Source organism: Paenibacillus sp. CF095 (assembly GCF_900101225.1).
Lineage (GTDB): Bacteria > Bacillota > Bacilli > Paenibacillales > Paenibacillaceae > Paenibacillus.
Genome location: NZ_FMZN01000001.1, coordinates 4,022,163 through 4,038,618 on the forward strand (window position 1 = coordinate 4,022,163; position 16,456 = coordinate 4,038,618).

The window sequence follows — 16,456 nt, forward strand, 5'->3', positions numbered from 1 at the left end:
GTGTATTCCCTCCTTTTACCACAGGCTGTTTTCACTGGTGCGGCGTGCAATCTGATTTACGGTAATAAGTAGAATCGCATTAACTACGGAGTTGAATAATCCCACCGCCGTAGAGAAACTGTACTGCGCATCGACCAGACCGGACCGATAGACAAATGTTGAGATGACATCAGACGAGCCCATGTTCAGCGGATTTTGCAGCAGCAGGATTTTCTCGAATCCGACGCCCAGAATACTGCCCATATTGAGAATTAACAAGATGGTGATCGTAGGAATAATCGCTGGTATGTTAATATGCAAAATCCGTTTGAACCGGCTCGCACCATCCACCACAGCCGCTTCATGCAGTTGCGGGTCCACACCCGATAGAGCGGCAAGGTATATAATGGTGCCCCAGCCTGCACTTTGCCAGACTCCTGAAAGTACATACACTGTCTTGAACCACGCAGGGTCCGTCAGGAATTGAGGTGACTGAAATCCAAGGGCCTGTACCAAATTGACAAGCATACCTGATGAGGGTGATAAAAAGGTAATGATCATCCCCGACATCACAACGACCGAAATGAAATGTGGTGCATACGTGACGGTCTGCACAGTACGCTTGAAGAAGGAATCCTTCACTTCATTGAACGCTAACGCCAGAATTATCGGCAGTGGAAAACCTATAGCCAGCTCATACAAGCTGATGCTAAGGGTATTCCATAGTAAATCCCAGAAATAATACGAATTGAAGAAACGGATGAAATGATCGAATCCGACCCATGGGCTTCCTGTGACACCAAGCGTTGGGATAAAGTTTTTAAATGCAATTTGTATGCCGTACATCGGACCATAATGGAATATCAGAAAGTATAAAAAGGCTGGCGCAATAAACAGATACAACTCCCAGTTCCGAATCGTCCTTCTCCATAATTTATTTTTCTTACTGCTCGGATTGGTGTATACCGATAAGTTTTGCGATAAGGCGGACTTCCCATCTGGTTGCATCAGTTGTTTCCTCCTTTTTTGGTAACGCTTACATACCGAGTTTATGGTTCATTGCCTAATCCGTAAATATGCCATTTCAATCTTCACTTCTAAAATCACGGAATATACTGTTACAACAGGGGTTTACACTTTTGTTGCCAGCTTGTCATTGTCATTTCGGGGTTGTAAAACATGTAGAATTTGACCTATTTCCCTCCTGTAGTTGTCATTGAGTGTTTCATCACATGAACTTGAAAGATGTCAGATCCGAACTTAGGTTAGAAAACAGACCTTAAAGTCAAAACCCACATATACGCATTGGACACGGTATTCATGTCTACAAGCATCATACTTTAATGTAATATTATCTGTCATATATCTTTCGCACATTACAAACCTGTAATGGCTTGCCTTTATTCTATATTTCTCCTCCCTCTTTCGTATATATGTTGTTTTTATCTTTGCCTTCAGGATACATAAACGCTTATAAACACTGGAAATATGAAGTCATATATGTAGATTTTGCACAAGGTGTGGAATCTGAAAACAGTAGATATTTCGGAAAAGACCATTTAAAAAAGCCATTCCGCTAACACGAACTGGCTTTACAACCTAAGCAGATATCCATTTCATTCATAAATAATGACATAATTAATTACACTAGATGTAATATAAATGATCATGTGAATACCTGTGTACAGTTTCAACTCAAATAAAAAACCACTCTCCATACATGTATGGAGAGTGGTTTTGAAGATACACATCCGTTTTAACCATGTTCAGTTTATAGGGTTTGCAGTGAATTTACTTGCCAGAAGGTTGAGCTTCTGCTGTATACCCTGTTGGGATATCCGTTTCTGCAGTCACATTTGTGATAACCATCGGATACATCATGTCTGGATCAGGTTGAATAATGGAATAGAGCACGATCGCGCGTCCATCCTTCTCCAATTTCACATCATCAATCTTCAATCCATAACCAGGGTGCGGCATTTCAGCACTGAGTTTAACTTTGGTTGTTTTGTCATCAACCTTCGTCGTTGTTACTTCAGGTACAATCGCTTGTTGGCCTTCACCTGGATTGGTTGGAGCTGGCTCTGCCGAGCCGCCATTGCCGTGTTTATCCACAAATTCAAGTGCATTGAAGATCATGCTTGCAGCCTCCATACGGGTAAGCGACTGATCTGGACGGAAGTTACCGTCCTTATCCAGTTCAATGATGTTCATGTTCAGCAAGTTCTGGACTGCAGATATGGCGTCCTTACCGATTTTATTTTCGTCCTTAACAAGATTATACTTCATTATGACCGGATAATTCCCGGTTGTGTTAATGCCTTCATGCAGCAAAATGACAAATTGCTCGCGTGTCATCTTGCCTTGGGGATTCAATTCTACCGGAATGGACAATCCGTTTTGCGTAGCCGCTTGAACAGCGTCAGCATACCATGTGTCTGGACTAATTTTATCTTGAGCGGAAGACGCAGCATATGCATTTTTCAGACCAAATGCATTTACAATAAGTTGAACACCCTGTGGCTCGGACAATGCGAGATCTGGACGGAACAGATCCGCTGTTACTCCGCTAACAATGCCTTTTGATTTCAATGAATCCACAATCGACTTCTGACCTTCATCCTTCACATCTGTGAAAGCAAATACCGATGCACCTCCTGCTGTCAAAGAAACGCAGAGCGCAAGTGTTGCAGCCAAACCTTTTTTATGTTTCATTTCCTGGCACCTCCATATGATTAGTAAAGCCTATTTTTTACCTCTTCATTCCTACAGACGGCATACCCATGAAAAATGTTTCAGTAATTTCGACATCTGGTGAATACAACACGGGAACACGGCATAGAGCTCCTTTCCGACGCCGCTAATCCGATCACCTGCTTTTTGCTAACTGGCTTCGTTGACATCCCATCGGATTAGCGCAAAAATAAGAATAGAGAAATCTATCGGATGACGGATAAACAACGAACTAGATCGCATACAGTAAGAGGGCACGACGCGCTAATAACAGGTGTCGGCCCTTTTCTTGACTTCACCTGCCTGAACTGACTTCACCTATAACAAAAGGAGAACAACGCTTATGTCCAAGAAAGGATTACTTCGCGGTTATGTTGTGTCGAACTGGCCTGTTTATCTGGTTGCTGTTCTTCTGATTATTGCCTCCAATGTCGGGCAAGCATCCTTGCCCCGCATACTCGGCAGTTTCACGGATCAGTTGATGCAGAACACGCTTCAGATGCAGACGGTCGTAAGGTACAGCCTGTCCCTTTTGGCTATTGCCATCGGGTATAATCTGCTGTTCGGTACCGGGCAATTCATGATTATGAAGCTCGGTCGACGCTTCGAATTCATGACGCGTGAGCGTATATTCAGTAAGTTTTCCGAACTTAGCGAACATTATTTCTCCAAACAGGGGAACGGAAAGCTGCTCAGTTATGTCATGAATGACGTTACTTCCGTTCGTGAAGCGATCTCCAATGGTGTGACACTCATGACCAATGCCACCTTCCTGCTGTTGTCCTGCATTGTCATGATGCTGCTTAGCGGGATTCCGTTGACGCTCATTCTAATCAGTGTTGTCCCTTTGCTGGCGATTCCATTTCTGGTCGTGTTTTTTGGTCCGCGGATTCGCAAGCGCTCTCGCGACGTGCAGGAAGCTCTTGCTACCATGACGGAATCGGCGGAAGAGCAACTGGGTGGCATTCGCGTAACCAAGACGTTTGCCATCGAAGACAGTGCTCGTGCACGCTTTGGAACTACCGTCGATGCAATCAAGAGCAAGCAGCTTCGACTGGTTCGTCTGTCTTCCTTGTTTCAAGCCTTGCTACCACTGCTGGGAGCCATCTCATTGGTCGTTTCTCTGCTTGTTGGAGGTATTATGACCATGCAGAATTCTATTACACTCGGGAGTTTTGTCGCCTTAACCTTATATCTGCGCATTATCATGGGACCGCTTCAACAGATCGGCAATGTTATTAATACCATTCAGCGCTCAGGCGCATCACTGGAGCGGGTGAATGACCTGCTCAGCGAAGTAGCGGATGTACGTGAACTTCCTGAAGCCACAGCGCTCCAAACCGTACAAGATATCACCATGGAGAATCTAACCTTCTCCTATCCTGGCAGTTCATCTCCTGCTCTCAAAAACATTCAACTCAATATCCGTGCCGGGCGAACGGTCGGTATTGTAGGCAAGACCGGCTCAGGTAAAAGTACCCTCGTCAAGCTATTGCTGCGTACATATGAACCACCTGAAGGAACAATTCGCATCAATGGTACCGATATTCGTCAGCTGTCGCTGGAAAGTCTAAGGTCGCGCATCGCCTATGTCCCTCAGGATGGATTCCTGTTTAGTACCACCATCCGGGATAACATCGCATTTAGCGACCGGGAAGTATCGCTGGATACAGTGGAACATAGTGCACGGCAAGCCATGATCTATGACAATATTGTCCGTTTTCCCGATCGCTTCGATACACTGCTTGGCGAACGTGGACTCACCTTGTCTGGTGGACAGCGTCAGCGAACCAGCCTTGCAAGAGGACTGATCAAACAAGCACAGTTACTTATTCTGGATGACAGTATGAGCGCGGTTGATGCTGTCACCGAGAGTGGTATTCTGCGTAGTTTGCGCGAAATCGGCAAGGGCAAAACCACATTGATTATCTCTCATCGCATCAGCGCGGTCCGTCATGCGGACGATATTATCGTGCTGGATGAAGGACGAGTCGCTGAACAGGGAACACATGCTCAGCTGATGGTTGCCAAGGGGTTATATGCGGCCACCTACCGTTTGCAGGAGGAGGGATTACATCATGTCTAACGCTAACCCTGAACTTCACCCAGATGCAGAGGCCGATCAGAGTAAACGAACTTCGTTTAAAGCGATGATGGCATACGCCAAACCGCATAAATGGGCTTTTGCCGGTATCTTCTTCTGTTCACTGCTTGGCATATCGGCAGATTTGTTACAACCCTATCTGGTGAAGATCGCCATCGATGATCATCTGGCCGTGGGCCAGACCAGTGTGGGCTTTCTCGTTCAGCTCGCAGCCATCTTTCTTGGGCTGGCTGTCATCAGTTTTATTTTTACCTATATCCAGAATAATCTGTTGCAGCACGTAGGACAGAACATTGTATCCCGGATCAGAAAGGACCTGTTCAAGCATATCTCCAAGATGTCCATGTCCTTCTTTGACCGTTTTCATATCGGCAGTCTGGTTACAAACGTATCCAGTGATACGGAAACCATCAGTAGCTTTTTCACTCAAGTACTGCTCAGTCTGATTCGGGATGGTATGATGCTGGTGCTCATTATCGTCTTTATGTTCCAACTTGATCCTGTGCTGGCGACATACTCCCTGATCGTTCTGCCTGTCATTGCGGTGGTTGCGGTATTATTCCGTAGTCGACTGCGGAAAGCTTATCAAAATGCCCGTACACGGCTTTCCCGTTTGATCGCATTTACGGCGGAAAACTTGTCCGGCATGTTCCTGATTCAGGCTTTTCACCAGGAAGAAGAACAGAAGAAACGTTTCTCGGAACAGAATGCGCTTCATCTGAAAGCCAACATTGCTCAAGCCCGCTCCAATGTCATCTTCAACCGGACGTTTGATATCCTTGGCAATGCAGCACTGGTCATGATGGTCTGGCTTGGAGGTCGCGCAGTACTGGGTGAGTCCCTGCAAGTCGGGGTATTGTATGCGTTTATCAGCTACATCCGTCAGTTCTTTCAACCAATTAACCAGATTACGATGCAATGGAATACATTCCAGTCCACGACCGTATCAATGGATCGCATCTGGAACATTCTGAATACACGGCCTGAAGTTGCTGATCCCAAACCCGGGATGGCCTCCTCGCTTGAACCACAAAATGTGATGGGCCAGATTGATTTTAATGATGTGTCGTTTGGTTATCGGGCAGACCAGCCCTTGATCCAACAGATGAACCTGCACCTCTATCCGGGTGAAATGGTAGGTATCGTAGGAACAACAGGCGCTGGCAAAAGCACCCTGATCTCCCTGCTCAATCGCTTCTATGATGTAAACAAGGGCAGTATTGAGATTGATGGTACCGATATTCGGCATCTGCCGCAGGCTAAGCTTCATCGTATCGTGGGTCTGATTCAACAGGAACCCTTCCTGTTCTCCGGTTCCATTATTGATAATGTGAGGATGTTTCGTGAGGATATTACGCGAGAGCAGGCGATTGAGGCCTGCCGGTTTGTCGGGGCACATACGATGATTTCACGTTTACCACAAGGATATGATACGCATCTATCCGAACGCGGAAGCGGACTGTCCGCCGGGGAGCGGCAATTGATTTCATTTGCCCGGATTGTGGTGTTCCAACCCCGAGTGCTCATCTTGGATGAGGCAACCGCCAATCTGGACTCACACACGGAACAGCTTGTGCAGCAGGCGCTGGAATCGGTATCCCAAGGACGCACCACCATTGTCATTGCTCATCGCCTGTCCACGGTGATGCATGCTGATCGAATTCTGGTGATGGAGAATGGGGAGATTGTGGAGGAAGGACCGCACCAGGAACTAATCGCAGCCAAAGGTGTATATGCAGACTTGTACACCCATGCGCGTGATGCAGGTAAAAATTCAGCTATATCAGGGTAAAGTACCTGAGTTATAGTAAATACAGAACGTTGAACATGCCGCTCTGCTTATGCAGGCGGCACGTTTGGCATATCGATCAGCATTGTTAATTAGGAGGAACATCTATGCAACAACCCGAAACACACCAGCGTGACCATCAGCAGATTCGTTACCAACGCAGCACAGCTCTATGGAAGGGAAGTCTATGCTTCCTGTTCCTTCTCTTGTGCGTGAGCTTATTATGGATCATCGTGGACGGACAAGCCGAAAGACTGGAGACCATATACTATTCCATCGCTGCCGTGCTGGGTATGTGGTTGATCGGACCGCTATTCTTCATGTTTGTCTCACGACTAACCAGAACCCCTGCCGTATTGTTATCCTGGGATGAGGATGCGTTGAGCACAGGCAAACAGAAGATTGCTTGGAGCCAAATTCGCAAAGTTGAACTCGCTTCACCTGCCCGCAGCAAGTGGCTCCTGTCTGCTTCTCCCATGTTTGTCCTGTACTTAAAGGACGGCACACGCTCTCATATTCAGACAGATCATCTGCTGAGCAAAAAAGAGTTGAACCAGGCGGTGACCTTGCTTCAGGAGACTTTGCAGCAACAGAAGCAGGATTGTTGAGTACCGGGATGGATGAGGGCAAGTTCCCCACATATCACTGTGATTTCTCAACACCTATGGACAGACTGACTCTGTAATTGCCGTAAGGTAGCAATGCTTCAAGCAGTTGGCCAAGCTGCTCTGTGGTGCCAGTCTGCACTCTCATCAGATAACAGCCTTCTCCGCTGACGCGATGGACTTCAACGATGTCCTTACGATCAGCAATGAATGTACGAAAGGGGGCATGTCTGTCGCCGGAGTTCAATAAAACCGTGACAAATGCCTGTAGGCCGAGGCCCAGGCGTTCCGGGTTCCATTTTACCGTATACCCTTCAATCACGCCCAGATCTTGCAGCTTGCGGACTCTTGCACCAACTGCCTGTCCCGTAAGATGAACCTCTTCACCGATCTCTTTGTGAGAACGTTTGGCATCTTGAATCAGAATCTGCAAAATACGTATATCTGTGTCATCTACCATTTCATTCATCTTGCTTCAGCAATCCTTTCACGGTGAAATTAGCGTGGCCTAATTCCATTCATCATGTTATGTACGCCGTTAAACGGGTTGTATACCATATAGGGTAATACTATTAAACAACTCGAAGGAGTGCAAATATAATGAAAATTCAATTGATTCGCAATGCTACACTGTGGCTGGAATACGGAGGGCTGAACATTCTCGTTGATCCGATGTTGATGGACGCCGAAGTCATGCCTGCATTCCCGAACACACCCAATGAGTTACGTAATCCAAGAGTGAGCTTGCCCGAAACCGAAACGGATTATCTGAATCCGGATCTGTTGATTGTGACACACACCCATCTGGATCACTGGGATGAAGCCGCGGCGAAACAACTTGGCAAAGACATTCCCTTGATCTGCCAGCCTGGGGACGAGAACGTATTTCTGGAGGCTGGATTCACCAATGTAACAGCTGTAGATGAAAAAAATGAGCATCACTCTGTCCGATTCGCCCGTACATCCGGGCATCATGGCACAGGTGAAATCGGCGAACGTATGGGCAAGGTGTCCGGCTTCGTACTTGAAGCAGATGGAGAACCTGTCACCTATATCGCTGGAGATACGATCTGGTGTGAAGAACCTGCTGAGGCCATCCGCCAATATGCCCCAGAAGTCATTGTTGTAAATGCCGGAGGTGCACGCTTCGTGGAGGGTGATCCCATTACGATGGACGGGCCTGACGTTGTCGCCGTGAAGCGCCATGCGCCGTCTGCTCATGTCATCGCTGTGCACATGGATGCGATTAACCATTGTGTGATGTCTCGTACGGATCTTGCGACTTATCTGGCATCCGAGCAGTTGGATGGTCAGGTGCTCATTCCACGTGACGGCGAAAGTTTTGAGTTTTGAAGCGGAAGCTACGCTGAATCAAAGCTGAGAAATAACCTTTTCACACAGGTGGGTGGATTGTAACGAACTCAGCACACGCTATTAGTCTGTTTTTGGATACTCTAATATTCTAACGAATCCTAGACACGTTATTTCCGCTCTGGCTTGCTTTTCCCGAGATTTATCCATCTTTTTGCCAGGATAACGTGTCTCCGATTCGTTAAATTTCTACTATAACGATAATCGGCACAATAAGGTGTCCTAAGTTCGTTAGCGCGTATGCACAGGAACGTGTACTTCATTCTCAACACACGCCGTTACCTAACTTATATGTTACCTTGTCTGCCACTTCATTACTCATGTCTCCCATGTCTTCCCTTTCCCTATAAAATATAACGAAAAAAGCTGGATGCGATGAACTCGCACCCAGCTTTTTTTGGCTTCAAGGAACACGCTGATCCTCTGAGCCGCTGGCTTCCCTCTTGGGCATCATTCCTGCAATTGCGCCCTCACGTGTCCTATCCCTTTACGCTTACGCTAATCCCCTACTGAACTTTCAAACGAATCACGTTCCATGATGCTTTCGCCAAGCTCGCCGTAATCAGGGTCTCAGATACAACTGCACCCCCACGATTATGAGGAGCAACACGGTTTGGTTGCGCCGCCGTATTCGATGCTTTGAGATCATCACTTTCCAGCACGATATGCTCGATCACGGTACACTTCCCGAAGCTGCGCAGGTCCACCTCGAGCGGAAGGGATTCTTCCAGATGACGGTTGACTGCGAATACAGTCACTTCACCCTGCTCTTCGTTATGAACCGCAATAGCTTCCAGATAAGGAACATCTGTGATTTGTTTTGTATCGTATTTTGGAGACTGGATCAATGGCACCAATGCTGTTCCACGCCCGAAGAGAGATGTATGCATGAATGGATAGAAGATTGTCTGTCTCCATGAACCACCGCCCGTATCTGTCATGATTGGTGCAATTACGTTAACGAGTTGTGCCAGACAGGCCATTTTAACCCGATCCGCATGTTTGAGCATACTGATCAACATACATCCAACAAGCAGTGCATCCTCATGATTGTAGATATCCTCAAGCTGTGGCGGGGCAATCTGCCAAGGGTCCATCTTCGAATCATTTTCATTGGAGTGATACCATACATTCCACTCATCAAAGGACAGATACATCGTCTTTTTGCTGCGTTTCTTCGCTTTGATATAATCACAAGTTGCCTTCACGGTATCGATAAAACGATCCATTTCAAGCGAGCGTGCCAGGAACGTTGGCGTATCTTGCTCTTGATTGCCGTAGTATTGATGCAAGGACAGATACTCCACGTGATCATACGTATGATCCAGCACCGTTGCTTCCCATTCCGGGAATGATGGCATATTCAGGTTTGAACTTCCACAGGCTACCAGTTCAATCGTTGGGTCCGTCCACTTCATGACTTTTGCCGCTTCAACGGCTGCACGTCCATACTCTTCTGCCGTTTTGTGACCGATTTGCCAAGGGCCATCCATCTCGTTGCCCAGACACCATGTTTTGATCGCATGTGGCTGCTTGTATCCATGCTTGATGCGAAGATCACTATAATACGAACCTTCCGGATGGTTGCTGTACTCTACAATATTTCGTGCTGCATCGGCGCCCCGTGTTCCCAGATTAACGGCCATCATGACTTCAGAATTAGCCTGTTTCGCCCAGTCCACGAATTCATTGAAGCCAAATTCATTGGTCTCAATCGTTCTCCAGGCCAGTTCCAGTCTGCGTTTGCGTTCTGACACAGGTCCAACCGAATCTTCCCAATTGTAACCGGATACAAAATTACCTCCAGGATAACGTACAATCGGTACATTTAACTCCTTGACCATCTCCAGCACATCCGTGCGGAAACCCTGTTCGTTCGCTGATGGATGCCCCGGCTCGTAAATCCCGCCATAGACGGCACGTCCCAGATGCTCAATAAATGATCCGTACAAGCGCTTATCCACTACACCAATAGTAAAATCTTTATCTACCGTCATTTTTGCTTTTTCCATAATGAATTTCAACTCCTTAAGATTAATATAAAAATTAATTGATATTCTATGGATCAACGTTCATATTTATATTAAAATCGATTATAGCCTTAATTTCAACCTGAATTTTGCAAAATGTTATTCTTTTTACTGAATTTATGTTTAACTTAATTCTATACAGATAAAATGGAGGAACAACTGTGATCAGAGCAAATACCGATGCCGAATGGCTCCCCCTATATGAAGCACTTGCCAGTGAAGTCCGTCTACAGATCATCCGCCTTGTTGCAGAGACTCCGATGAATGTGAAGGATCTTGCTGCTTCACTGGGTCTGAGTAGTGCCATCGTGACCATGCATGTCCGCAAACTTCAAGATGTGGGCATTATTCAGTCCAAAATGATACGCAAAGACGGCGGCACACATAAAATGAACAGCCTTGCTGTAGACTGGATTGGCATCTCCATGCCGCAGGAAAGCGGGACAGCCCGCAAGCTGCACGAGGTTTCCGTCCCTGTGGGACACTACACCCACTTTGACGTCTATCCGACATGTGGTCTGGCTACGTCCAATCATGTTATCGGACAGTATGATGACCCTCGTTATTTTCTCGACCCTGAGCGGATGCATGCCCATATTTTATGGTTTGGCCGTGGGTTTGTGGAGTACAAAATTCCAAACTATATCTTATCCGGACAGCAGATCAATGCCATTGAATTGGCCCTCGAGATCGGGTCAGAAGCACCTTCGGTTAATCCGAATTGGCCCTCGGATATTACATTCATGCTGAATGGCATCCGATTAGGGGAATGGACAAGCCCCGGAGATTCAGGCAACGGACGTGGCATGTTCACCCCGGAATGGTGGAGTGACAGTGTCAATCAGTACGGCATGCTCAAGGTACTGCGAATTACCAATGAGGGTACGTTTATTGATGGACAACATCTATCCGACATTACACTCGCAGATATCCCGGTTGAACGCAACCAGTGGACCCTTCGTCTTTCGGTGGAAGAAGATGCTCAGCATGTAGGCGGGCTTACCTTATATGGTGAGGGATTCGGCAACTACAATCAGGATATCCTGTTCCGACTGTACTATCACGATTGAGTTCTTCAAAATAATAAATAACACAAAAACACCTCCCACTCGCCTGTCAAAGGCAGAATGGAAGGTGTTTTGTATGCATATGAAAATGTGCGGAATATCCAGTAAGGTTCTTGTTCTAACCTACAGCGCACTGCCACCAAACAGGAAGCGATACTCCCAGTGTTTGCCGGAGATATCACTAGTTGTTACACCACCGCCAGCGTTGGAATAGGTGTGTAATACTTTTCCGTCACCCAGGTAAATCCCTGTGTGCGTAATGGTTGCGCTAGATTTATTCACGCCCGAATACGATGATGCAGAGCTGCCTTTATACGACATGAAATACATCAGATCTCCGCGTTTCAGGTTTTTCCAGTTCGTCTGAACTGTACCCTTGGCTTTTACATAGGCTCCCTGTTTGCGGGAATCCGCTGGAAGCTTGATGCCCAGTGCATCAATGAAGGCCTGGCGTACAAAGCTGGAACAGTCAAAAGTAGCTGTGCTGTTACGACTGGCTCCGAACTCATAAGGTGTTCCCAAATATTTCATTCCCGCTGCAATCACTTTTTCTACAGATGCATTGCCAGTCACCGATGTACCACTATTCGAACTCGATCCGCTTGTGCTGCCACTAATCGCTTGTGTGTATTTGGATGAAGAAGATATGTAGCCTGTCCGGTTAGCAGAATCCTTAATCTTATACCAATCCGAACCGGATTGCTGAAGCACCGTTACCGTTTCCCCTTTAGCGACCAAGCGAACAATCTTCGCAGAAGAAGAAGGTGTTGTGCGTAGGTTTACGCCCCAAATTACTTTTACTTGTGAATTGTTAACAGCAGCTGCCGATACCTGTGCCGTTAGTGCTCCTGTCGTCAGACTTCCCATCAGCATCGTTGCTGTGACACTTGCCGTAATAATCGTTTTCTTCCAGTTCATGATGTCGAGTTCCCCCTGATGTTACAGAATTTTAACCTGGCTTGGTTCTCCCGGGCTTGCCCCATTGTAAACGGGCTATCCATAACGTTCATCAGTCAAAAGTCCTGTATTGATGCAGGCGAACTTGAGTACTAAGTATCAGGGTTTGTCCATAATATGCTGGAAAAATTCACTGCTGATCCCTTCTTTTTGAAAGGTTAAATTATTGTAACTATTTGATGTGCTTGATTTTTCCGCGATACAAGAGCTAGGTCGTTTCTCATTCAGGGCATATGCCATATGACCTATATTTTAATGTTTAAAATCGCAAATATGGTAAACATTACTATGATTCATTTGCCGATTACCGTTCCCCGAATTCACATTTTTGCCTCCAGCCTCAATACGGATCGATTTATCAGCAGTGTCCGTTGATTATTTCGTATTCCATTTTTGCTTTTCCATAAAAAAAGAAAAGCCAGGGATTTCTCCCCGGCTTAACCTATATGATGAGTAACATCACTCTACAATTGGTCGATCAACTCATTTAAGGTTCAATTCCCCATACCTTGGCGCCATCCTGATAAGCTGTCACTTTTGTCCAGGCACTGAAGGCCGTTTGGGTGGAATCAAAGGAATAATCATTGGTTTGATCAAAATTCGTCCAGTTGTTTTTCGAGAAACGTCCCTGGATGATTCCGGTCTCGGCACCAGCGGCCAAACTGCCGGCACCCGATTTGAATTCAATCTCCAGATACGTATCTGCCGTGCCCTTGGCCGGATCTATCGAAACAAAATGCCCTTCCACGTTACCACTGCCAATCTGTGCATAATCACACCAGAAACTCAGATCAGCGGCACTATCCTTCGTGAAATAATACCGGACCTTCACTTTGCTCAAGTCCACCGCAGTTGTACCTGTATTCTTCACATTAAATTGTGGAGTAATCGCATTGACCGAAGTTCCTGAACTACCATTACGGTATTGTACTTCAAGCGTTCCCGTTGTGACTGGAGGTGCTAATGGAGTCAACACCAATACATTTGAATTCGTCTGACCACTCGTATTAATGGCTACGACTCTATAATTATAAGCTGTACCATTCACCGCTGTAGCATCGGTATACGTCAGTGCAGTCAAACCTGTTGCCAGATCAGCATATGCCCCGCTGCCTACCGAACGTTGTACCTTATAACTTGATGCTCCAGTTGATGCAGTCCATGTCAGTACTGCCTGGGCATCGCCAGCCGTTCCAGTAAGGTTGAATACGCCTGGCACAACGGTACCTGCGAGTGGTGTTGCAGATGCCTGTGTCGACGGTGCAGACTCCCCTACGGCATTCACCGCAGTGACCACATAATAATACGTTGTGCCGTTGGTCAAGCCTGTATCCGTGAATGTTGATCCTGTGACCCCTGTTGCTACAGACGTATAAGGACCACCATTCACCTCTGCACGTTTCACGGTATACGAGGCTGCACCAGCGGCTGCGTTCCAATTCAGAACCACTTGCTCACTTCCTCCAGTTGCTGTTACGCCAGCAGGAGCAGCGGGTACTTCCACTTCCGGACTATCGGAATCTCCGAGGAGACGATCATACTCGCCGTACGCTGTAGCCATATCCACTTGTGACCAGAACCGGTGATACGTAAAGGTAGGTGCACCGTTTTCCCACTGCTTCGTGGTCGGATTATACGACGTTTTGTACAGGTTATCCAAGTAAGCCCATGCCGGATCTTGCTTGATGGCCGGACGCAGATCGGAGTATCCAATGTATACGCCATTGCCGCCTTTTGCCGGATCGGAAGGTACACCTGCTGTACCAGGAATCGTGTTGCCTTGACCAAAGGTTCCAGACCAGTTCGCCGGGATATAGATCTCTTTGGCAAAGAAGCGGAAGTAGTCTTTACGCTCTTCTTCCGTAACAATCCCCACACCATCATTGTAATCCCAAGCTGTATCCAGCAGAGCCTCGGCCAAATCCTTGGCTTCTTGGCCTTCCGCGTTAAGTGTGCCGTTCTCTGCCTGTGTTCCCGCTGCGAAGAAAGTCAGAGCTTTAACGTAACTTCCCAGAACTCCTGTGTCCTGCACTGGATCTTTGGTCGTTACACGGAAGTTCGGATTTTCCGTAAACGAACTGAATCCGTTCCACTTGTCCGGTTGACCCTGCCATTCCTGACCACCCGGAATCCAGAACTCTCCGGGAGCCGGCGTTGTCGCTACCTGAACATTAGTTCCACCCAAAATGCGCTGTCCAGCCGCATTCAGATAATAGCCTTGCGCATCCGTCACCGGACGCTCACCTACAAATACATAATCCTTACTCCAGTCGATCCACTTCGTGATTACTTTTTTGGCCATCTGGAAGTTCTCAGAGGTCAAATCACCGCTCTCCGCAAGAATATAGTACATCTCGGCTACACGCTCCAGCGGCCATGCCTGGAATCCAAACCAGGTGTTGGAATCCGGATCACGATATACAGGTGCCTCCTGATAAGCCATGTCATAGAATGTACTTACGCCTGCCGGATAGGCTTTGTATGAACCATCCAGACTGTTCGTTGCTCCCCCGCCGATAGCTCCTTCATGGGATTGTAGCCAAGTGTAGAATTCCAACTGACGTTTCAGCGTAGCATTCCAATCTGCCTTCGCTGTTGCTGATTTCGGAATCAAGCCGCCAGCCGGATCAGACAAAGCATACGCTGCAACCGGGTTTTGATAAGCCTGATGGGTATGGCTCGCTCCAATGCGCCAAGCCCAATCCCCACCTTGACCCAGGCCACCGCCCCAAGACGTATACCAAGCCATGAGATACATGTTGGAATCCTTGCCTGTACCCGGAGTCGGTGTACCGTTCTTTGCACTTCCAATTTTCTGGAAGTATTTATCATACATACCATAGCGTAGATAGTCCCCCATCTTCTTCGCTTTATCCAGATATTCCGGATTGTTGTATCCCATCTCCTTTGCCCAATACAGCACCTGTACAGCACGCGCATCGGCATCCGTTGCGTTTGTGTAACGCCATTGTGCTGACGGTACCTGATTTTCCTTTGTGAACAAGCTCATGAAACCTTCGTTTGCCTTACCAAAAGATTTATCATCCTGGGATGGATGCGGAATGGCTTCCCACACAGACTCCTGCTCCCCACGTTGGAAAGTATTCACATAGGTAGCCGTATGTGATGGATTCAACAGGTTTCCATATCCATACCAGTCATCCACATCGACCAGCCAGTGCATGAGATAGGTCTGATTGTCACCATAGGTCGCCTTAAGTTCGGCATCAATCGGGTCTTTACCCGCTGCATATTGACCATTAAGTTGCGATGGATATTGATCTGGGAAAGGTTTTTCCGCTGCATACGTAGCAGGGCTGTTTGGGTTGTATGAGCTCATCGTAGGCTGCTCTTCCTTGCCGTCACCTTCGTTGACCGGGATAATGTATTTCTCCATACTGTCCCAAGCTGCTTCCAATTGGGACCAATCTCCCGTGTAGTGACCATACATGGTTTCCAACCACAGCCAGTAACTATATGCCTCAGACGTCGTCATATGACCATAATCCGGGGCCTCACTCAGCAGGGTCTCAATGGAATGATACGGTAGACCCTCTGGCGAAAAATATCCGTTCGCCGGATCTTTCAACTGATCATACAATTGCAAAAACCGGGCTTCATTAATGCTGTCTGCCTGAATCTCGATGGCCTGATCTGCGGCATGTGCTGTTTGCGGCCCTGCCCAGAGTCCGGTGTATCCGGTCAACATGACGGTTCCCGCCAGCATCGCTGTTAAACTTTTTTTCGCAGCTGATTTCAACATTAATATATACCTCCCTGGAATAGTGGAAATTGAATATAAACGGTCTGACCATGCTGCT

General features: G+C 47.1%; 11 protein-coding genes. 5 read left to right on the plus strand and 6 right to left on the minus strand.

Annotated features, from left to right (window positions below; all coding sequences use genetic code 11):
* Positions 1-15: 15 nt before the first annotated feature.
* Both BLS69_RS17850 and BLS69_RS17855 read right to left on the minus strand, forming a co-directional pair.
* On the minus strand, positions 16-987 hold the full coding sequence (locus BLS69_RS17850) for an ABC transporter permease (protein WP_091034024.1): 972 nt from the start codon (positions 985-987) through the stop codon (positions 16-18).
* A 783-nt stretch (positions 988-1,770) separates the two neighbouring features.
* On the minus strand, positions 1,771-2,694 hold the full coding sequence (locus tag BLS69_RS17855) for an S-layer homology domain-containing protein (protein WP_091034027.1): 924 nt from the start codon (positions 2,692-2,694) through the stop codon (positions 1,771-1,773).
* A gap of 361 nt (positions 2,695-3,055) precedes the next feature.
* Between BLS69_RS17855 and BLS69_RS17860 the strand changes: the two genes are divergently transcribed.
* The 3 genes from BLS69_RS17860 to BLS69_RS17870 all read left to right on the plus strand — a co-directional run bounded on the left by BLS69_RS17860 (position 3,056) and on the right by BLS69_RS17870 (position 7,213).
* Entirely contained in the window at positions 3,056-4,798 is a 1,743-nt protein-coding gene (locus BLS69_RS17860; RefSeq protein ID WP_091034030.1) for an ABC transporter ATP-binding protein, read from the plus strand.
* The gene (locus BLS69_RS17865; protein ID WP_091034033.1) at positions 4,791-6,608 is read left to right on the plus strand and encodes an ABC transporter ATP-binding protein; all 1,818 of its coding nucleotides are present in this window, start codon (positions 4,791-4,793) and stop codon (positions 6,606-6,608) included. The genes BLS69_RS17860 and BLS69_RS17865 overlap by 8 nt, the downstream gene beginning before the upstream one ends.
* Before the next feature lie 104 nt (positions 6,609-6,712).
* Positions 6,713-7,213: a hypothetical protein gene (locus BLS69_RS17870; protein ID WP_091034035.1), complete on the plus strand. Its 501-nt coding sequence runs from the start codon at positions 6,713-6,715 to the stop codon at positions 7,211-7,213.
* A gap of 34 nt (positions 7,214-7,247) precedes the next feature.
* On the opposite strand, the gene BLS69_RS17875 is transcribed toward BLS69_RS17870, so the two are convergent.
* Complete coding sequence (locus tag BLS69_RS17875; RefSeq protein ID WP_091034038.1) at positions 7,248-7,679, minus strand: Lrp/AsnC family transcriptional regulator; 432 nt, start codon at positions 7,677-7,679, stop codon at positions 7,248-7,250.
* 131 nt (positions 7,680-7,810) lie between these two features.
* Here BLS69_RS17875 and BLS69_RS17880 point away from each other — a divergent pair, with 131 nt between their 5' ends.
* Positions 7,811-8,563 carry an MBL fold metallo-hydrolase gene (locus BLS69_RS17880; protein WP_091034040.1) on the plus strand — a complete coding sequence of 251 codons (753 nt, stop codon included), beginning with the start codon at positions 7,811-7,813 and terminating at the stop codon, positions 8,561-8,563.
* Between the two features lie 524 nt (positions 8,564-9,087).
* On the opposite strand, the gene BLS69_RS17885 is transcribed toward BLS69_RS17880, so the two are convergent.
* On the minus strand, positions 9,088-10,593 hold the full coding sequence (locus BLS69_RS17885) for an arabinosylfuranosidase ArfA (RefSeq protein ID WP_091034043.1): 1,506 nt from the start codon (positions 10,591-10,593) through the stop codon (positions 9,088-9,090).
* A gap of 182 nt (positions 10,594-10,775) precedes the next feature.
* On the opposite strand from BLS69_RS17885, the gene BLS69_RS17890 reads away from it, so the two are divergent.
* Complete coding sequence (locus tag BLS69_RS17890) at positions 10,776-11,681, plus strand: ArsR/SmtB family transcription factor (protein ID WP_036611621.1); 906 nt, start codon at positions 10,776-10,778, stop codon at positions 11,679-11,681.
* Between the two features lie 120 nt (positions 11,682-11,801).
* Here BLS69_RS17890 and BLS69_RS17895 read toward each other — a convergent pair whose 3' ends face one another.
* Complete coding sequence (locus BLS69_RS17895; RefSeq protein ID WP_051447224.1) at positions 11,802-12,596, minus strand: C40 family peptidase; 795 nt, start codon at positions 12,594-12,596, stop codon at positions 11,802-11,804.
* Positions 12,597-13,122: 526 nt separating this feature from the next.
* Positions 13,123-16,398, minus strand: coding sequence for a glycoside hydrolase family 48 protein (locus tag BLS69_RS17900; protein WP_091034045.1), 3,276 nt, complete (start codon positions 16,396-16,398; stop codon positions 13,123-13,125).
* Between the last annotated feature and the right edge of the window lie 58 nt (positions 16,399-16,456).